The organism is Clostridium peptidivorans (assembly GCF_900205925.1).
GTDB classification, from domain to species: Bacteria; Bacillota; Clostridia; order Clostridiales; family Clostridiaceae; genus Clostridium_AK; species Clostridium_AK peptidivorans.
In genome coordinates this window covers 136,409-156,570 of the sequence record NZ_OAOD01000001.1, presented here as the reverse complement: position 1 = coordinate 156,570, position 20,162 = coordinate 136,409, and the positions used below count along the sequence as shown (strand labels likewise).

Here is a 20,162-nt window from a genome sequence, read left to right as displayed (position 1 = left end):
TTCGGGGAGGTAAAGTTATGATTTTTAAAAAGGTTAAAAATATAATTTCAGAACAATTAGGAATTGATGCAGAAGAAATAACAATGGAATCATCCTTTGTTGATGATTTAGGAGCTGACTCACTTGATATAGTTGAGTTAATAATGGCTTTAGAAACAGAATTTGATTTGGAAATTCCAGATGAAGAAGCTGAAAGCATTAATACAGTAGGAGATATTGTAGAATATATAAAAGCTCATACTGAAGAGTAATTTTAAAGTCCCGTGGATATTTACGGGACTTTAAAATTTAATAAATAAGCTAAAAGTTTATCCTTGAATTTGTTTAAGTTTAAAAAGCAAGTTGAAGAATAAACTTCTAAGAGGAGTTAGAGGTTATGAAAAGTGATGTAGAATTAAAAGTATTACAGAGAAAATTAAAAGTTATATTTAAAGATGAAAAGCTTTTAGATACAGCTGTTACTCATAGTTCGTATGCTAATCAAAAAAAGAATATAGGATATAATGAAAGATTAGAATTTTTAGGTGATTCTGTACTTCAGCTTATTATAACAGAATATTTGTTTAAGAATTATAAAAACAAATCAGAAGGAGAATTATCTAGAAAGAGATCTCTTATTGTATGTGAAAATTCATTGTTTGAAGTTGCTCAAAGATGGGAATTAGGTCAATATATTAATATGAGTAAAGGCGAAGAATTGACTGGAGGAAGAGACAGGGTATCGATACTTGCGGATTGTGTAGAAGCTGTTATTGCCGCAATATATCTAGATAAGGGTATAGAAGTCATAAGAGAATTTGTAATACATAACTTTTTTAATATAATTGAAAAAGCTATGAGGGATGAAATAATATTAGATTATAAGACAAAGCTCCAAGAAAAGCTTCAAGAACGAGGAGATGTTGAAATTATTTATGATCTTTTAAAATATGAAGGGCCACCTCATAGAAGAAAGTTTTATACTCAAGTTAAGCTAAATGATAAAATATTAGGTCATGGTTCAGGATATAGTAAAAAACAAGCGGAGCAAAATGCAGCAAAAGAAGCTATTAAAACTATGGAGGAAGATAATGAGTAAAAGTTACTATATAATCCCTATTTTTGTACCTCATGAAGGATGTCCATATAATTGTGTCTTTTGCAACCAAAGCTCTATAACTGGAATTCATGAGACAGTAGATGAGGAGTATACTCATAATGTAATAAAAAGTTATTTGAATACCATAAAAAATGATAATGCGGTTATAGAAGTATCGTTTTTTGGAGGAAGCTTTACTGCAATAGATATAAATAGGCAAAAATCACTTCTCAAGGTAGCTAAGTATTATAAAGATGAAGGCAAAATAAAGTATATAAGACTTTCCACTCGTCCAGATTGTATAAATAAAGAGATATTAGATAACTTAAAAGAATATGGAGTAGATATAATAGAGCTAGGCGTACAATCCTTAGATAATGAGGTTCTTAAATTATCTGGCAGAGGACATGAAGAAGAGGTGGTATATACTTCTTCTAAATTAATTAAAGAATATGGATTTACTTTAGGCCATCAAATAATGCTGGGATTGCCTGGAGATAACTTTAAAAAGGATATAGAAACCACGGAAAAAGTAATATCTATGAAACCAGAGATATGCAGAATTTATCCAGCCCTGGTGGTAAAAAACACTCCTATGGAATTTATGCTTAACAATAATTCATATACACCATATTCATTAAGTGAGGCAATAAAAATAACTAAAGTAATTTACGGAATGCTTATATCTAATAATATTAAAGTTATAAGAATAGGTCTTCAGCCTACAGAAGAAATAAATGTAGGAAAAGAAATTGTTGAAGGACCATTTCATCCTGCATTTAGAGAACTTGTAGAGAGTAGTATAATGAATGATATGATATTTGAAAATATTCCTTTAAAATATAATGGTGAGGTTATAATAGAAATTAATAACAAAGATATATCTAAGCTTTATTCAAATAAAAAGGAATTTTTTTATGACATGATAAGTAATTTAAAGACAGTTAGTTTTAAGGTTGTTCAAAATTCTAATATTAAATTAGGTAATTTAATTTTAAAATTAGATGAAAATTGTGTTAAATTGTCGATGCATGAGTATATAATAAATAAGTACAAAGAAGGATATTTAAAGCTCATATAGAATAAGATAATTGAACTATAATTGGAGTGATTATTTTATGGTATATGGGGAGGAAGTATATATGGAAATATTAAAGGTTTCATCTAAATCAGAACCTAAATCAGTAGCAGGGGCGTTGGCCGCAGCAATTAAGGAAAAGAGCAGTGCAGAGGTACAGGCGGTAGGAGCAGGAGCAGTAAATCAAGCAGTAAAGGCAATTGCTATTACAAGAGGATTTGTAGCTCCTAATGGGATTGATTTGGTAGTGGTTCCAGCTTTTTCAGAAGTTAATATAGAAGGGGAAGAAAGAACAGCAATTAAATTTATTGTGCAGCCAAGATAGTATATAAAAAACCATGGGAATCATGGTTTTTATTTTTAGCGTTGATATTTTAGTTTTTTTAATATAAACTAGTATATTATTAAATATTTTAATTAGAGGTGTTTTTTATGAAAAAAGCCAAAAGAGATAAAATGCAAAAAATAATGGTATATGTAGTGCTTATAATGTTTATAGTAAGCTTGTTACCTCTTGTGATTGGAAGATAGGAGAGCTATGGTAAATGTTTTTAAAATCAATTGAAATAAGGGGATTTAAATCCTTTGCAAATAAAACAGAACTTACGTTTAAAAGAGGAGTAACGTCTATAGTAGGACCTAATGGTAGTGGTAAAAGTAATATATCCGATGCTGTTAGATGGGTTTTAGGGGAGCAAAGTGTTAAAAGCTTAAGAGGTGGCAAAATGGAAGATGTAATTTTTGCCGGAACGCAATTTAGAAAACCTGTAAGTCTTGCTCAAGTATCCCTTACCTTAGATAATACTAAATTAGAACTCCCTATAGAATATACAGACGTTACAGTCTCTAGAAGAATTTATAGGTCTGGAGACAGTGAGTATTATATAAATAATACACAGTGCAGATTAAAAGATATACAGGAACTATTTATGGATACAGGTATAGGAAAAGAAGGTTATTCCATAATAGGACAGGGTAAAATAGATGCTATATTAAGTGGAAAAACAGAAGAAAGAAGAAGTCTTTTAGAAGAAGCAGCAGGAATAGTAAAGTTTAAAACAAGAAAACAAGAAGCGGAAAAAAAAATGCAAAATTCAGAGAGTAATTTAACTAGAATATCTGATATATTAACTACTTATGAAGAAAGATTAGAGCCTTTAAGAGTAGAAAGTGAAAAGGCTAAGAAGTTTCTAAGATTAAGTGAGGAGTTAAAGTCAAAGGAAGTAAATATAATAGTTCACTCTATTGAGAAATTAAGTACTGATATAGGTGAAATAAGTAATAAAATAAAAGATATAAAGAATGATCTGAACACTTTACATAATGAAAATGATAATTGTAAAAAAGAGTTAGATATATGGAATGAAAAACTGAAAAAATTTGAAGATGAAAGTTTAGAAGAAAGAAAAACTTATTATACTAAAAAAGAAGAACTAGCAAATATAATATCTGAAAATAATATATTATTGGAGAGAATAGCTAATTTAGAAAATATTACAGTGAGTTCCACAAAAGATTTAGAGGAAATAGATAAAAAGATAGAAGAGTTATCTAAGACTAGAAATCTTTCTGAAAAATGTCTTAGTGATATATCTATAAAAAGTAAAGAATTAAATAAATATGTTTTAGATAAGGAAAATGTTATTTTACGCTTAAATTCTGAATTGGAAGATGAAGAAAAAGTATTAAAAGAGATTAAAGAATGCCATATAGAGTACTTGAGTAAGGTGTCTTCTTTTAGAAATAACATATTACTAATTAATAATAATATAGAAGGATTAAATAAAAAACTTAGTCAGCTAAAGATTTCCTGCGAGAGCTTTATTAATTCTATACAAATAAATAATAGTACTAAAGAAATGCTTCATTTGGAAATAAATAAGCTAAAGGGTAAAATAAATTCATATGAAGAAAACATAAACATAAACAAGAAAGAATTATCTACACTTAAAGATAAGTTATTAATAAAAGAAAAAGAGACAAAAGAATTGCACTCAATTTATAATAAGTTGGAAGCTAATCATAATTTTTTATTGAATTTAGATAAGCAGTATGAAGGATATTCAAAATCAATAAAAAACCTTATGCAAGCTATAGATAAGGGGAGAATTCCAGAAGCCACAAACAATGCGTTTGTATTAGGAGAAATAATTGAAGTTGACAAACTTTATGAGAAGGCAATAGAAATAGCTTTAGGAGGGGCTATTTCACATGTTATAACCTCTGAAGAAGAAATTGCTAAAACACTTATAAAGTATTTAAAACAAAATAATTTAGGTAGAGGGACTTTTTTACCTCTAAACATTATTAAAGGTAAGAGGGTTTTATTAAATAAAGATATAAAAAGCATGAATGGCTACATTGGTATCGCAAGTGAACTTATAAAATATAATAGCAAGTTTACTTCAGCAATTGATTATGTATTGGGGAAAACGATTATATGTGATAATATGGATAATGCACTTATATTAGCTAAAAGATGTGCTTACAGTTATAAAATAGTAACATTATCTGGAGAAGTGATAAATCCTGGTGGTTCCTTAACAGGAGGTAGTATTTATAATAATAAAAATACTAATGTTATAGGAAGAAAAAGAGAAATAGAAGAAATAGATAATTCTATAAAAAAAACTTCACTAAAAATAGATAAATGTAATAGTGAAGTTAACAATTTAAATCAAATTGTTAAAAAATTAGATGAAGAAAACTTAAATTTAAAAGACCAAGTTTATTATGAAAATATAGAAATTACCAAACTTAAAGAAAAACTTTCTCACATTGATAGTGAAACCGCTAGATTGAGAAATAATTTAAATATATCTAAAAGTGAAATTAGTTCTATAGATATAGATATACAAGAAAATATTAAAGAAAAAGATATAAAAGAAGAAAAAGTTAATAAATTAGAAAAATTACAAAGTGAAAATGTAAATAAAATTTCAGACATAGAAAAATCAATTTCATATAAACAAGGTGAACTAGAAAAAATAAAAGAAGCTTTAACGTCAAAGAGAATAGAAAAAGCTCAAGTAGATGAAATGCATTTAAATAATGTAAAAGAAGTAGAAAGATTAGATAAAGAAATAAATGATTTTAAAGAAAGAAAAGACAAATTAATAATATCCATAAAAAATTCAGCAGATAATATCCATGAGTTTCAACTGAAAACTAAGGATAATAATAGTAAGATAGAATTCATAAATGAAGTTATAAATAATTTAGATATTAAATTTAAGGATAGAGAAGTAGAACTTATAAAAGTAAAGGAAAAAATAAATTTATATCAGGCTCAGTTAGAGGAATTTCATATTCTTAAAGAAAAGAAGGATAGTGAATTTCACAAATATGAAGTAAATTTAACTAAGCTTCAAACTGAAGAACAAAGTCTTGAAAATAAACTATATGAAGAACACGAAATAGACTCTTATACGGCTTTGGACTTTAAAGTTGAAATAGAGGATATAAGCAAATATAAGCAAGAAATTTCAAGTATAAAGATGAGTATATCAAATTTAGGCGTAGTAAATGTAGGAGCCATAGAAGAGTATAAGGAAATTCAAGAGAAGTTTAGTTTTATGAATGGCCAAAAAGAGGATTTGATAAAAGCTAAAAATGAGCTTATGAATGTTATTGAAGAAATGACTCAAAAGATGAAAGGTGTTTTTAATGAAAATTTCCATATGCTTAGAACTATATTTAATGAAACATTTAATGAATTATTTAGAGGAGGAAGTGCAGACCTTATATTAACGGGGGATGAACTCACAGGTACTATAGATATAAATGTACAGCCTCCAGGGAAAAAGTTACAAAATATAAATTTGATGTCTGGTGGAGAAAAGGTTCTATCAGCCATAGCATTATTATTTGCTATATTAAAAATGAAACCTACTCCTTTTTGTATATTAGATGAAATAGAGGCAGCATTAGATGATGCAAATGTAGCAAGGTATGCTGAATTTTTAAAGAAGTTTTCTGAGAATATACAGTTTATAGTTATTACTCATAGAAAAGGAACTATGGAATCTAGTGATGTTTTATATGGAGTTACCATGGAGGAAAAAGGAGTTTCAAAAATAGTATCAGTAAATTTAACAACATAAGGAGCGATAACATGTTTGGAGGATTTTTTGAAAAATTAAAACAAGGACTTAATAAAACCAAGGGGAATTTTACAGATAAGATTAGCCAAATGCTAAAATTATATGTAAATATTGATGAGGATTTATTTGAAGAACTAGAGGAAATACTTATTACTTCAGATATAGGTGTAGAAACTTCTTTAGAAATAATTGATAGATTAAAAGAAAAAATAAAAGAAGATAAGATAAAAGATCCTGTAGAAGTAAAACCATGTCTTAAAAAAGTTATATTAGATATATTAGGAGAAGAAAGTGTATCTATTAATCCAGAAAAAACTCCTGAAATACTTTTAATAGTTGGAGTAAATGGTGTTGGTAAAACTACATCTATTGGAAAAATTTCAGCTAAACTTAAAAATAACGGGTATAAGGTGTTGATGGCTGCTGCAGATACATTTAGAGCTGCGGCTATAGATCAACTGGAAGTATGGAGTAAAAGATCAGGGGTTGATTTAGTAAAGCATCAAGAAGGTTCAGATCCTGCAGCAGTAGTATATGATGCTATACAGGCAGCCAAAGCAAGAAATACCGATGTTCTCATATGTGATACTGCGGGAAGACTTCATAATAAAAAAAATCTTATGGATGAATTAAGTAAGATAAATAGAATTATAGAAAGAGAATATATTGAAGCAGAAAAACATACCTATCTTGTTTTGGATGCTACAACTGGTCAAAATGCGGTAATTCAAGCTAAACAGTTTATGGAAGTATGTAAAGTTGATGGAATAATACTTACTAAGTTAGATGGTACAGCTAAGGGTGGAATAGTTATTTCTATTAAACATCAACTAGATATTCCAGTAAAACTTATTGGAGTAGGAGAAGGAATAGAAGATTTGCAAGAATTTAATCCTGAAGAATTTGTTGAAGCACTATTTTAATGTCTTGGATAGTTTGTCAATCGTTGCTTTTACAATGATTAAAGTATAATTTAATTTTTAAATAGCTGTTAAGTAAAAATACTTGACAGCCATCTAAAAGTTTGATATTATATAATTCGTCAATAAATGATAGGGGAGTGAGTGTGCACTAGCACAAAACTCATGGATGAAAGAATAGAAATTTCATTGCTTTTAGATTATTACGGTGCTTTACTTACGGAAAAACAAAGGTATATTATGAATCTTTATTATAATGAAGATTTTTCATTAGCAGAAATATCAGAACATACAAATACTAGTAGGCAAGCTATTTATGATTTAACAAAGAGATGTAATAAGCTTTTATTAGATTATGAATTAAAACTGAAGATAATGCAAAAGAATATGCAATTGGCAAATGTTAAAAAAAATATTCTAGTTGAACTAGAAAAGTTAGAAAAAGATTGTGATAAAAATCAAATAGAAATAGTTGATTGTATAAGAACTCAGTTGATAGATAATATTTAGGGAGGATATGTATGGCTTTTGAAGGATTAGCTTCTAAGCTTCAAGAAACTTTAAAAAAGCTTAAAGGTAAGGGAAAACTTACGGAAAAAGATATAAAGGAAGCCATGAGAGAGGTAAAGCTTGCTCTCTTAGAAGCAGATGTTAATTATAAAATAGTTAAAGACTTCGTGAAAAAAGTAAGTGAGAAATCTATGGGTAACGAGGTGCTAGAAAGTTTAACACCTGGTCAGCAAGTAATAAAAATAGTAAATGAAGAACTCGTAGAACTTATGGGAACCACAGAAAGTCAGATAAATTTTGCTCAAAATGATATCACTGTAATAATGCTTGTAGGTTTACAGGGTGCTGGTAAAACCACACTAGCTGGAAAGCTTGCTCTTCAGTTAAAGAAGAAAAATAAAAAGCCACTACTTGCAGCTTGTGATATATATAGACCTGCTGCAATAAAGCAGTTACAGGTAGTAGGAAAACAAATAGATATTCCTGTATTTTCTTTAGGCGATAAAGTAAGTCCTGTAGATATTTCTAAAGCCGCTATAAAGCATGCTAAGGACAATAACTTAAATGTAGTTATAATAGATACAGCAGGAAGATTACATATAGATGAAGACTTAATGAAGGAACTGCAAGATGTAAAGGAAGGTGTAAACCCTGATGAAATACTTCTTGTAGTGGATTCAATGACAGGACAGGATGCAGTAAATGTAGCAGAAAGTTTTAATAGTAAATTAGATATTACAGGAGTTGTACTCACAAAGTTAGATGGTGACACTAGAGGTGGAGCAGCTCTTTCTATAAAGGCTATTACTGGAAGACCTATAAAGTTTGTAGGTATAGGCGAAAAAATGAATGACTTTGAAGTTTTTCATCCAGATAGAATGGCATCTCGAATATTAGGTATGGGAGATGTATTGACTTTAATAGAAAAAGCTCAACAAGCAATAGATGAAAAGGAAGCAGAAAAACTTAGCAGTCGCATTATGAATCAGGAATTTAATTTAGAGGATTTCCTACAATCAATGCAGCAAATGAAAAACTTAGGACCTTTAAATAAAATAATAGAAATGATTCCTGGCATAAGTACTAAGGAACTTCAAGGAGTAGACCTTAGTCAAGGTGAAAAAGAACTTAAGAAAACAGAAGCTATTATAAGTTCTATGACTATTAAAGAAAGAAGAAATCCTTCCTTAGTAAGTGGCTCTTCTTCAAGAAAGAAAAGAATAGCTAGTGGATCAGGCACAACTATTCAAGATATCAATAAGCTTTTAAAGCAATTTGAAGAAATGAAAAAAATGATGAAGCAAATGAAGGGAATGCAAAAAGGCTTTAAGAAGAAAAAAGGCCTATTTGGAAAATTACCTTTCTAATATATTAAATGTTTTACTTTTAAAGGAGGTGAAAAAACATGGCAGTTAAGATAAGACTAAGAAGAATGGGTGCTAAAAAAGCTCCTTTCTATAGAGTTATTGTAGCAGATTCCAGATCCCCAAGAGATGGAAGATTCATAGATGAAATAGGCTACTACAACCCAATCACTGAACCAGCAACTATAAAGATAGATGAAGAAAAAGCTATTCAGTGGATAAATAATGGTGCTCAACCAACAGAAATAGTTAAAAGACTTTTTGTTAAGTCTGGTGTTTCAGAGAAGCTTGGAAAATAATATGGGGGTGTATTAAATGAAAGAATTAGTTAAAATTATAGCTAAGTCCTTAGTTGATAACCCTGATATGGTTCAAGTGAATGAGATAACTGGAGAGCAATCAGTGATTTTAGAATTGAGAGTTGCTCCAGAAGACATGGGAAAAGTAATAGGAAAACAGGGAAGAATAGCTAAAGCTATTAGAACTGTAGTTAAAGCAGCAGCTATTAAGGAAAACAAGAGAGTTGTTGTTGAAATATTATAAAAGAACTAAAGAGTTAGGGATGCCTAACTCTTTTTTTTAAAAGGAGATTATTTGCGATGAAAGAGTATTTAAGCGTAGGTCAAATAATAAACACCCATGGATTAAAAGGTGAAGTAAAGGTGTTTCCTCTAACTGATGATATAAAAGTATTTAAAACCTTAAAGAAAATATTTATTGATAACAAAGAAACAAATATATTAGATGTTAAATTTCAAAATGATAAACTGATTTTAACAATAGAAGGAATAGACTCTATTGAACAAGCAATGAAATATAAAAACAAATACATAGAAGTAAAAAGAGATGATGCTAAAAAGCTTCCAGAAGGTACCTTTTTCATAGCTGATTTAATTGGATGTACAGTGTATGATGAAAATGGGGAAGATTTAGGTAAAATAGCAGATGTAATACAAACTAAAAGCAATGATGTATATTGGATTAAAGAAAAAAAAGAACTACTTATTCCAGCGTTAAAAGATATTGTGGTTAATATAAATATTGAAGAAAAAAAAGTAATTATAAAGCCTGTTTCACAATGGATGTCAGAGTAGATATATTAACCCTATTTCCAGAGATGTTTGAAATTTTTAACCACAGTATAATGGGTAGGGCTATAAAAAATAATATTATAAATATAAATACTGTAAATATAAGAGACTTTACTGAAAGCAAACATAGAAAGGTAGATGACTATCCATATGGCGGTGGTGCAGGTATGGTAATGTCAGCTCAACCTGTAGTGGATGCTATAAACCATGCAAAAAAGTTAAACTCAGGAAAAGTTATATTTCTAGGACCAAGGGGAAAAACATTTAATCAAGAAATGGCAAAGGAGCTTTCTAAGGAAAAAGGACTAATATTTGTTTGCGGTCATTATGAAGGAATTGATGAAAGAGTTTATAATCACATAGATATGGAAATTTCATTAGGTGACTTTGTTTTGACTGGAGGGGAAATGGCATGTATACCTATAGTTGATGCCATTTGCAGGCTAATCCCAGATGTTTTAGGGAGTAGTGAAAGTTTTATGGATGAATCCTTTTATGATGGACTTTTAGAATATCCACAGTATACTAGACCTGAAGTTTTTAGAGGGGAAAGAGTGCCGGAGGTATTAACATCAGGGCATCATGAAAATATACGGAAATGGAGAAAACTTCAATCTTTAACTATAACGGAAGAAAGAAGACCAGATTTATTTAAAAACTATAATTTAACAGAAGAAGATATTAAATTATTAAAAAAATGGAAGAAAAAATCATAGTTTGTTGTTGAAAAATAAATATATATATGTTAAAATAAGCTTTGTGCTAGTACGGACGTTCCTCTGTCTAAAACTATGGGCACGAACGTTACATATTTTCAAGGAGGGAATGCACAATGTTAGATGTAATAAGAGCTATAGAAGCTGAACAAATCAGAAATGACTTACCTGAATTTAATGTCGGAGATACTTTAAAGGTACATGTAAGAATTAAAGAAGGTAACAGAGAAAGAGTACAGATTTTTGAAGGAACAGTAATTAAGAGACAAAACGGTGGATTAAGAGAAACTTTTACTGTAAGAAGAGTTGCTTACAATGTAGGAGTTGAAAGAACATTCCCAGTTAATGCTCCAACTGTTGAAAAAATCGAAGTTGTTAGAAGAGGTAAAGTAAGAAGAGCTAAGTTATTCTACTTAAGAGATAGAGTAGGTAAGGCTGCAAAAGTAAAAGAAAGATTATAATAAAAATGGGGCTTAATAAGTCCCTTTTTTATATATTAGGTGGTGTTGTCGTATGATGAAAGAGTTAGTAGAATTAGGTAAATCTATACTTATAGCAATAATAGCAGCGTTTTTAATAATAACTTTTGTATTTGAAACAGTGAATGTGGATGGATTATCTATGTATCCTACGCTTCATAATAAGGATAGACTTATTGTTGAAAAAGTTTCATATTATTTTAGAAAACCAAAACCACAGGATATTGTTGTTATTAAATATCCAGCAAATCCTAAAGAAAAGTTTATAAAAAGAGTAGTAGCAGTAGAAGGGGATAAAGTTAAGATAGAAAATAATACATTATTTATAAATGGAGTTTCTCAAAGTGAGGACTATATATTTGAACAAAAAATGGAGGACTTTCCTGAAGTAACAGTACCATCAGGAACAGTGTTTGTTTTAGGTGATAATAGAAATAATAGTTTGGATAGCAGAGATTCTAGAGTTGGGTTTGTAAAATATAACATGGTAGTAGGAAGAGCTGCTTTAAGGGTTTATCCTTTTAAAAACTTTGGAAGTATAAACTAATAAACTAAAGAAGGGATAGAGATATATGGATATGGCAATAAACTGGTTTCCAGGTCATATGGCAAAAACGAGAAGGCAAATAAAAGAAAATCTTAAGTTAGTGGATGCAGTAATTGAAATAAGAGATGCCAGAATAGTGAAATCTAGTGCAAATCCTGAAATAGAAGAAATTTGTGGTGATAAGCCTAGAATAATTCTTTTAAATAAAGCTGATTTAAGTGAAAAAGAAATAACTAATCAGTGGATAAGGAATTTATCTAAACAAAATGTAAAGGCTATAGCGTTTAATGCTTTAACTGGTGAAGGAACTAATAAGATTAGAGGTTTATTAGATGAACTGTTAAAAGAAAAGCATGATAGAATAAAAAATAAGGGCATAATGAAATTTGTAGATAGAGTAATGGTAGTAGGTATTCCTAATGGAGGGAAGTCATCTTTTATAAATAAAATGGCAAAAGCGAGTGTTGCAAAGACTGGAGATAAGCCAGGAGTTACTAAAAGTAAGCAATGGATAAAAACTAAAATGGATGTTGAGCTTTTAGATACACCAGGAGTATTATGGCCAAAATTTGAAGATGAACAAGTAGGTTTAAATTTAGCTTTTACAGGAGCTATAAAAGATGAAATAATGGATATAGAAACTTTAGCATTAAAACTTATAGAAAAACTTCAAGGGGAATATCCTGAAAACCTTAAAACCAGATATAAGTTGGAGACCTTAAGTGATAATGCGTTGGAAAATATGGATAATATAGGACGAAAAAGAGGAGCTGTAATTTCAAGAGGAGAAATAGATTATAATAGAGTAGCTATTATGCTGCTAGATGAATTTAGAGCTGGAAAGTTAGGGAAAATATCTCTTGAAAAACCTGATAGTATATAATGAAGGATAGAAACTATGATAGAAAATTTAAATAATATGGATTTTATTAATTTAAAATTTGATGAAATCAAAAATAAAATAAAATGTATTGAGAAAAATTATTTTGATATAAAAGCTCAAATAAATATAGAAGAAATAATACAATTACTAAATAAAGACCATAGAAAAAATGTACAAAAGCTTTCAATAAGCTTACAAAATTTTATTGAAAAAACCAATAAGGAAATTGAAAGAGTAAATAACATGTACAGTTTTGATAAAGGTTTTATTAGTAATGGATATATTTCTGGAACGGATGAAGTAGGAAGAGGCCCCCTAGCAGGGCCAATTGTGGGAGCTTCAGTGGTTTTAAATTTAAATGAAGCAAATAGTAAGGATATTATTTTAGGTATAAAGGATTCTAAAAAGTTATCCGCAAAACTAAGAGAAGAATTGAGTTCTATAATAAAGGCTAAGTCTATTTCTTATAAAATTGTTGAAATAAATAATACTATTATAGATGAAAAAGGCATAAGCTGGTGTAACAATGAGGTTCTAAAACAATCCACTTTGAATTTAGACATACAGCCTAACCTTGTTTTATCTGATGGATATGCTATAAGAAATATAAATATAAAAAATGAATATGTTATAAAAGGAGATTCTAAAAGTGCTAGTATAGCATGCGCCTCTATAATAGCTAAGGTTTACAGAGATAATATTATGGACAATTATGCAAAAACTTATCCATGTTATGGATTTGAAAAAAATGCTGGTTATGGCACAGCGGAGCATATAGAAGCATTGAAAAAATTTGGACCATGCAAAATACATAGAATGAGTTTTTTAAAGAATATTTTATGATATATTATATTTGAAAAGCATCTTTTATAAGTTTTATAGAAAAATCATTATTAATATGATTTAAGATTACTTCAATTACATCAAATCTAAAATTAAATTTGTTAAGTCTTTTTTTTAAAATATACATTTGTGCGGTTTTATATATGCGATATTGTTTTAAATAATTTACGGATTCCCCGGGAGTGCCGTAAAGGGTTCCATACCTTGTTTTTACCTCAATAAAGCTTATATAATTTCCGTCCTTTGCTATAATATCTATTTCTCCTGTCTTACATCTGTAATTTCTGTCTAAAATAATATAACCCCTATCAATAAGATAGTTTTCTGCAATATTTTCTCCTAGATTTCCTATATCCTTTTTATAGGAATACATAAAAACTCTCCTCTCATTTAAAACATTTTTTAAATCTTCTAAATAATATTGTTTCCTAATTCTAGTAAAAATATATTATAAACTGAGTAAAATAACTTAACTATTTTGTTAATTATATTATAATATAATTATATCTTAGAATGCTAGAGAAAAGAATCTTAATATTCATGCAATGCAAAAGCAAGTGCTAAGCACATAGATAAACTATATGCTTGGTACTTATTTTTTTGTTTAAAATTTTTATATGAATTATAAAAATACACATTTTGGTTAAAATTGCAGAAGAGGTGATTGAAAATGGCTATTAAAGTTAATTCTGCTGCTTTCACAGGTGTTGAAGGAATTATGGTAGATGTGGAGGTGGATATTGGGAGAGGCCTTCCAAGTTTTAATATTGTAGGATTAGGCGACATAGCAATAAAAGAATCAAAGGAAAGAGTAAGAACTTCTTTAATAAACTCAGGATTTGAGTTTCCTGTAGGAAGAATAACGGTAAATTTAGCACCAGCAGATGTAAAAAAAGAAGGATCTTTATTTGATCTTGCTATAGCTATAGGAATTTTAAAAGAATCAGAACAAATTACTATGGATATAGATGATTATATATTTTTAGGAGAATTATCCTTAAGAGGAGAGTTGAGAGGTATAAGAGGAACTCTTCCAATAATAATAGGAGGAATTAAAAATAAGTTTAATAAATTTATAATTCCGGTTTCTAATAGTATAGAAGCATCTTTGGTAAAAAATGCAGAGATTTACCCTCTGGAAACTTTAAAGGAAGTAGTTTCTTACTTGCAGTACAAAGATTTAATGCCTTTTTATGGAGAAGATGCTATATCAAGAACTGTAAAATATAATATTGACTTTGAGGAGGTTATAGGACAAGAAAGTGTTAAAAGAGCAATTGAAGTAGCAGCTGCTGGAAATCATAATATAATTCTCTACGGACCTCCAGGTACAGGAAAAACTATGCTTGCAGAGAGAATTCCTACTATTTTACCGGATTTAAGTTATGAGGAATCCCTTGAGTGCACTAAGATATATAGTGTGGCTGGAGAGCTTAATAATGAATATAACCTAATATCAAACAGGCCTTTTAGAAGCCCTCATCATACAGCGTCAAAAATAGCACTTATAGGTGGTGGAGCAAAGCTTTTACCTGGAGAAATAAGTTTAGCTCATAACGGAGTACTTTATTTAGATGAGATGTTAGAATTTAACAGAAGTTCATTAGAGGCATTAAGGCAACCATTAGAAAATAGAAAAGTAAAAATTTCAAAATCCACAGGGACAGTTGAGTATCCGTGTAATTTTATGCTAGTGAGTTCTTTAAACCCGTGCCCCTGTGGGAATTATGGATCAGGGAATTGTATATGTAGTGATTATGAAAGAAAGAGATATATTACAAAGTTGTCAGGACCTTTAATGGATAGAATTGATATATTTGCATTTGTAAATAAATTAAAATTTAAAGACATAGGAAATGGGAAAAAAGAAGAAAGTTCTAAACTTATTAAACAAAGAATAGAACGAGCGAGAGAAATACAAAAGGAAAGATTTCAAGGCTTACAAATAAGAACAAATGGAGAAATGTCATCTTCTCAAATAAAGAAATATTGTGTACTTGGGAAAAAAGAAAAAGTTTTTATAGAAAAAATATATAATAAATTTAATTTTAGCACTAGAGTATATCATAAGGTGATTAAACTTGCTCGTACCTTAGCAGATTTAGAGGGAAAAGAGTTAATAGAGGAAAAGGATTTAATAGAGGCAATTCAATATAGAAGGTTTTTAAGTGATGTAGTATAAAAGAGGTGTATAATATGAATTTATATGATATTTGGTTTGTCAAGATCAAATTAAACAATAAACTAAAGATAAATTTATTAAATAAATTTAAAGCATCAAAAGCAATTTACGAGTATTGTAATAATAATTTATATATAAGTAAGGATATTGAAGCAGAAAGAAAAATAAAATTGCTCATGAAAAATCAGTGGGATAAAGATGAACTTAATAAATACTTAAATGTACTAGAGGATAAAGAAATAAATATGGTTCTATTTAATGAGGAAAATTATCCAATTAAATTAAAAGAATGCAGCAATGCTCCTATAGCCTTATTTTATAAAGGTAATATAGTATCATTAAATCATTATAGAAGTGTAGCTATAGTAGGTTCACGTAGGTGTTCTTATTACGGTGAAAATATATCTGAAATAATATCTAGAGAACTATGTGAAAAAGAAGTAAGTATAATTAGTGGAATGGCAAAGGGCATAGATTCTTTTGCTCACTTCGGAGCATTAAAAAATAATGGATTTACTTGTGCAGTACTAGGGTGTGGAGTAGATGTAATATATCCTAAGCAAAATAGGGAATTATATAAAGAAATAATAAAAAGAGGATGTGTAGTATCGGAATTTTTACCGGGAACTGAGCCTCTTTCATATAACTTTCCTTTAAGAAATAGGATAATAAGCGGATTAAGCGAAGCGGTAGTAGTGGTGGAAGCCTCAGAGCGGAGTGGATCATTGATTACTGCTACCTATGCATTAGACCAAGGAAGAGATGTGTTCTCTGTTCCAGGCTCAATATTATCTGAAACTAGTAAAGGAACAAATAAATTAATAAAGGAGGGAGCATTTCCGCTTACTTCAGTGGAAGACATATGTAATTTGTTGAATATTGAATATAATTCTAACAAAAAAGATAAAATAAGATTAGATAAGGAAAATATAATAAAACTAGATAAGATTGAAAGTAAAATATATTCAATTATCAATGAAACACCTATGTATATTGATGATATATTAAAATATAGTAATGTTGACATAAAGCAGTTATATGAGGTATTATTTGAATTGCAATTAAAAAATAGAATAACTTGCCTTTCTGGCAATTATTATGTTAAAATTGCAAATAGTATTTAATATAAGAAAATTTTAAATTAAAAAAGCAATTAGAATTTAAGGGGGGTGTCAACTCTGGTAAAAAGTTATCAGAGGGAAGCATGGGACAAAAACTTATTATAGTAGAATCACCAGCAAAGGCTAAAACAATTAGAAAGTATTTGGGAAAGAATTATATAGTAGAAGCATCTATGGGACATATAAGGGATTTGCCTAAAAGTCAGCTAGGCGTTGATATAGAAAATAATTATAATCCTAAGTATATTACTATAAGAGGCAAAGGAGAACTGTTAGAAAAATTAAAGAAAGAAGCTAAAAAAAGTGATGAAGTATATTTGGCAACAGACCCTGATAGAGAAGGAGAAGCTATTTCATGGCATCTATTGCAAGCACTAAAAATAGATGAAAGTAAAAAATGTAGAGTTGTTTTTCATGAAATAACTAAAGGTGCAGTGAAAAATGCTATTAAGTCTCCAAGAGAGGTGAATTTAAATTTAGTAAATGCACAACAAGCGCGTAGAGTGTTAGATAGGTTAGTTGGCTATGAAATTAGCCCTATTCTTTGGAGAAAAGTAAGATGGGGATTAAGTGCAGGTAGAGTTCAGTCTGTAGCATTGAAGTTAATATGTGATAGAGAACTTGAAATAGAAAAATTTATACCAAAGGAATATTGGACAATTGAAGGTATAGTTCATAAAGAAAAGGATAAGCAAACATTTCCAATAAGATTGCATTCAAAAGATAATAAAAAAATAGAAATAAACAATAAAGAAGAAGCAGATAAAATAAGTAACGATTTAAAAGCTGGAGAATTCATAGTAAAAAGCGTAAAGAAAAGCAAAAAGAACAAAAATCCTCTTGCGCCGTTTACTACTAGTACACTTCAACAAGATGCATATAAAAAGTTGAACTTTGCTACAAAAAGAACTATGTCAGTAGCGCAGCAGTTATACGAAGGAATAGATATTAAAGGTCATGGTGCTATAGGTTTGATTACCTATATGAGAACTGATTCTGTAAGAATTTCTGTAGAAGCTCAAGAAGGGGCTAAACAATTCATAATAGATAAGTATGGAAATGAATATGTTCCAGAGTCATTTAGAGAATTTAAGGGTAAAAAGAATATACAAGATGCTCACGAAGCTATAAGACCTACTAATGTTGAAATTACTCCAGATATAGCTAAAGAAAATTTAAGCCCAGAACAATATAAGCTATATACATTAATATGGAATAGATTTTTGGCTAGTCAAATGTCATCCTGCATAATTGATGTAACAGCAATAGATATTGTAAATGGAGCATATTTTTTTAAAGCTAGCGGATCCATTGTTAAATTCGATGGATTTATGAAGCTTTATGAGTATTCAACAGAAGATGAAAGCGAAAGCACAAAGCTCCCTAATCTTGAGAACAATGATAAATTAGTATGTAAGAATATAGATAGTAAGCAGCATTTTACACAACCACCAGCTAGATTTTCCGAAGCGACTTTAGTAAAAACATTAGAGGAAAATGGTATAGGACGTCCAAGTACATATGCTCCTACTATATCTACTATATTAGACAGAAAGTACATAGAAAGAGAAAAGAAAACATTAAAGCCAACGGAATTAGGGTTCATAGTTGATAACATATTAGTAGAGTATTTCAAGCCTATTGTAGATGCAGAATTTACTGCTGAAATGGAAGATAAGCTAGATAATATAGAAGATGGAAAAGAAAATTGGAAAATGGTAGTAAATGATTTCTTTACACCACTTAAAGTTTTAATTGAAAAAGCCGAAAAAGAAGTAGAAAAGATAACTATAGAAGATAAAGTTACTGACATAAAATGTGATAAGTGCGGCAAAAATATGGTTATAAAGCACGGAAGATTTGGAGAATTCTTAGCTTGCCCTGGTTACCCTGAATGTAAGAACACTAAACCAATTGTGGAACAAATAGATGCGAAGTGTCCTAAATGCTCTGGTAATATTGTAGTTAAAAAAACTAAAAAAGGTAGAAAGTTTTATGGATGCAGTAATTACCCAGAGTGTGACTTTGTAAGTTGGTTTGAACCTTCAAATGAAAAATGTCCTAGTTGTGGAGGACATATGGTTAAAAAATATAATAAAAGTAAGGGTAATTACTTAGAATGTATAAATGAAGAATGCAAAAATAAGGTATACAAAGAAGAAAAGAAAAATGAATAGTTTGCAATAAATGTCGAAAAACTAAAAAAAGTATACAAAATATAAAAAATGCTGTTGAATTTTGATAGAGTGTATGCTATGATGAATAATGTAATGTACAAAACAATTCTAAAAATTTAAAAAAGTCTTAAAAATGCTATATAAATTTTAAATAATGATTTATAATATATATATAATATATGTAGCCTTAGGAAAAGACTAAAACAATAAAACCATATATGAAACAGAGGAGGAATAATCAAATGTCATCTCTTTTAAATAAGACAAGAAGATTAAATAAAATTCTTCAGAAATCAGGAACTGAACCAGTAGTATTTGATGATATATGCAAGCTTTTAAGTGAAGTCTTAACTTGTAACGTATATATATTAAGCAAAAAAGGTAAAATATTAGGATATGATTTTTCTACTGGATTTGAATGTGATGAAGTGAAAGAAAAGGTAATGACAGAAATGCGTTTCCCTGAATTTTATAACAATAAGTTATTAAACGTTCATGAATCATTATCTAATTTAACTAATAATGGGAAATGTGTATTTGGAGATAATATCGAATGTGGAATAGAAAATAAGCTAACCACTATAGTACCTATTAATGGCAATAGAGAAAGATTAGGAACACTTTTAATTGCTAGATTTGATGATACTTTTACAGATGATGATTTAGTACTTGCTGAATATGCAGCAACTATAATCGGACTTGAAATATTAAGATCTAAGCATGATGAAATAGAAGAAGAAGTTAGAAAAAAAGCTGTTGTTCAATTAGCTATAGGAACGTTATCCTATTCTGAATTAGAAGCAGTAGAGCATATATTTAATGAATTAGACGGAAGCGAAGGACTTTTAGTTGCATCTAAAATAGCAGATAAAGTTGGAATTACTAGATCAGTTATAGTAAATGCATTAAGAAAATTTGAAAGTGCTGGAGTAATAGAATCTAGATCATTAGGTATGAAGGGAACTCACATAAAGATATTGAATGATAAATTATTAGAAGAGTTAAAGAAAATAAAATAGTTATATAAAAAACAGAGCAAACCATGCTCTGTTTTTTTATATACTATAAAA

At 29.1% G+C, this 20,162-nt stretch carries 22 protein-coding genes; 21 read left to right on the top strand and 1 reads right to left on the bottom strand.

The window, feature by feature from the left end; genetic code table 11:
• Positions 1-17 precede the first annotated feature (17 nt).
• The 17 genes from acpP (at position 18) to CRN98_RS00790 (ending at position 13,612) form a co-directional block, all read left to right on the top strand.
• Positions 18-251 (top strand): acyl carrier protein, encoded by a 234-nt coding sequence (gene acpP / locus CRN98_RS00870; protein WP_097025527.1) that lies wholly within the window; start codon positions 18-20, stop codon positions 249-251.
• 125 nt (positions 252-376) lie between these two features.
• Entirely contained in the window at positions 377-1,078 is a 702-nt protein-coding gene (rnc, locus tag CRN98_RS00865; protein ID WP_097025526.1) for a ribonuclease III, read from the top strand.
• Positions 1,071-2,159: an elongator complex protein 3 gene (locus tag CRN98_RS00860; RefSeq protein WP_097025525.1), complete on the top strand. Its 1,089-nt coding sequence runs from the start codon at positions 1,071-1,073 to the stop codon at positions 2,157-2,159. Before rnc ends, CRN98_RS00860 begins: the two co-directional genes overlap by 8 nt.
• A 61-nt stretch (positions 2,160-2,220) precedes the next feature.
• Positions 2,221-2,481: a stage V sporulation protein S gene (locus CRN98_RS00855; protein WP_097025693.1), complete on the top strand. Its 261-nt coding sequence runs from the start codon at positions 2,221-2,223 to the stop codon at positions 2,479-2,481.
• Positions 2,482-2,588: 107 nt separating this feature from the next.
• On the top strand, positions 2,589-2,687 hold the full coding sequence (locus CRN98_RS00850) for a DUF4044 domain-containing protein (protein WP_097025524.1): 99 nt from the start codon (positions 2,589-2,591) through the stop codon (positions 2,685-2,687).
• Positions 2,688-2,701: 14 nt separating this feature from the next.
• Positions 2,702-6,259 carry a chromosome segregation protein SMC gene (gene smc, locus CRN98_RS00845; RefSeq protein ID WP_097025523.1) on the top strand — a complete coding sequence of 1,186 codons (3,558 nt, stop codon included), beginning with the start codon at positions 2,702-2,704 and terminating at the stop codon, positions 6,257-6,259.
• 11 nt (positions 6,260-6,270) lie between these two features.
• Positions 6,271-7,182: a signal recognition particle-docking protein FtsY gene (gene ftsY, locus CRN98_RS00840; protein ID WP_097025522.1), complete on the top strand. Its 912-nt coding sequence runs from the start codon at positions 6,271-6,273 to the stop codon at positions 7,180-7,182.
• A gap of 162 nt (positions 7,183-7,344) precedes the next feature.
• On the top strand, positions 7,345-7,689 hold the full coding sequence (locus CRN98_RS00835; protein WP_097025521.1) for a putative DNA-binding protein: 345 nt from the start codon (positions 7,345-7,347) through the stop codon (positions 7,687-7,689).
• Positions 7,690-7,700: 11 nt separating this feature from the next.
• Complete coding sequence (ffh, locus tag CRN98_RS00830; protein WP_097025520.1) at positions 7,701-9,056, top strand: signal recognition particle protein; 1,356 nt, start codon at positions 7,701-7,703, stop codon at positions 9,054-9,056.
• A 38-nt stretch (positions 9,057-9,094) separates the two neighbouring features.
• Positions 9,095-9,352 carry a 30S ribosomal protein S16 gene (rpsP, locus tag CRN98_RS00825; RefSeq protein WP_097025519.1) on the top strand — a complete coding sequence of 86 codons (258 nt, stop codon included), beginning with the start codon at positions 9,095-9,097 and terminating at the stop codon, positions 9,350-9,352.
• Positions 9,353-9,368: 16 nt separating this feature from the next.
• The gene (locus tag CRN98_RS00820) at positions 9,369-9,596 is read left to right on the top strand and encodes a KH domain-containing protein (RefSeq protein WP_097025518.1); all 228 of its coding nucleotides are present in this window, start codon (positions 9,369-9,371) and stop codon (positions 9,594-9,596) included.
• Positions 9,597-9,652: 56 nt separating this feature from the next.
• Complete coding sequence (rimM, locus tag CRN98_RS00815; RefSeq protein ID WP_097025517.1) at positions 9,653-10,147, top strand: ribosome maturation factor RimM; 495 nt, start codon at positions 9,653-9,655, stop codon at positions 10,145-10,147.
• The gene (trmD, locus tag CRN98_RS00810) at positions 10,132-10,860 is read left to right on the top strand and encodes a tRNA (guanosine(37)-N1)-methyltransferase TrmD (protein ID WP_097025516.1); all 729 of its coding nucleotides are present in this window, start codon (positions 10,132-10,134) and stop codon (positions 10,858-10,860) included. Before rimM ends, trmD begins: the two co-directional genes overlap by 16 nt.
• Positions 10,861-10,976: 116 nt before the next feature.
• Positions 10,977-11,321: a 50S ribosomal protein L19 gene (rplS, locus tag CRN98_RS00805; protein WP_097025515.1), complete on the top strand. Its 345-nt coding sequence runs from the start codon at positions 10,977-10,979 to the stop codon at positions 11,319-11,321.
• 52 nt (positions 11,322-11,373) lie between these two features.
• Complete coding sequence (gene lepB, locus CRN98_RS00800; protein WP_097025514.1) at positions 11,374-11,886, top strand: signal peptidase I; 513 nt, start codon at positions 11,374-11,376, stop codon at positions 11,884-11,886.
• Between the two features lie 31 nt (positions 11,887-11,917).
• Positions 11,918-12,769, top strand: a complete 852-nt coding sequence (gene ylqF, locus CRN98_RS00795) for a ribosome biogenesis GTPase YlqF (RefSeq protein ID WP_097025692.1) — start codon at positions 11,918-11,920, stop codon at positions 12,767-12,769.
• A 15-nt stretch (positions 12,770-12,784) separates the two neighbouring features.
• Entirely contained in the window at positions 12,785-13,612 is an 828-nt protein-coding gene (locus CRN98_RS00790) for a ribonuclease HII (RefSeq protein WP_097025513.1), read from the top strand.
• Between the two features lie 4 nt (positions 13,613-13,616).
• Here CRN98_RS00790 and CRN98_RS00785 read toward each other — a convergent pair whose 3' ends face one another.
• Positions 13,617-13,985 (bottom strand): YraN family protein, encoded by a 369-nt coding sequence (locus CRN98_RS00785; protein ID WP_097025512.1) that lies wholly within the window; start codon positions 13,983-13,985, stop codon positions 13,617-13,619.
• A 297-nt stretch (positions 13,986-14,282) separates the two neighbouring features.
• Here CRN98_RS00785 and CRN98_RS00780 point away from each other — a divergent pair, with 297 nt between their 5' ends.
• The 4 genes from CRN98_RS00780 (at position 14,283) to codY (ending at position 20,111) form a co-directional block, all read left to right on the top strand.
• Entirely contained in the window at positions 14,283-15,794 is a 1,512-nt protein-coding gene (locus tag CRN98_RS00780) for a YifB family Mg chelatase-like AAA ATPase (RefSeq protein WP_097025511.1), read from the top strand.
• Between the two features lie 14 nt (positions 15,795-15,808).
• Entirely contained in the window at positions 15,809-16,918 is a 1,110-nt protein-coding gene (gene dprA, locus CRN98_RS00775) for a DNA-processing protein DprA (RefSeq protein WP_097025510.1), read from the top strand.
• An 80-nt stretch (positions 16,919-16,998) separates the two neighbouring features.
• The gene (gene topA, locus CRN98_RS00770; protein ID WP_097025509.1) at positions 16,999-19,092 is read left to right on the top strand and encodes a type I DNA topoisomerase; all 2,094 of its coding nucleotides are present in this window, start codon (positions 16,999-17,001) and stop codon (positions 19,090-19,092) included.
• 242 nt (positions 19,093-19,334) lie between these two features.
• Positions 19,335-20,111, top strand: coding sequence for a GTP-sensing pleiotropic transcriptional regulator CodY (gene codY, locus CRN98_RS00765; protein WP_035307623.1), 777 nt, complete (start codon positions 19,335-19,337; stop codon positions 20,109-20,111).
• Positions 20,112-20,162: the final 51 nt, after the last annotated feature.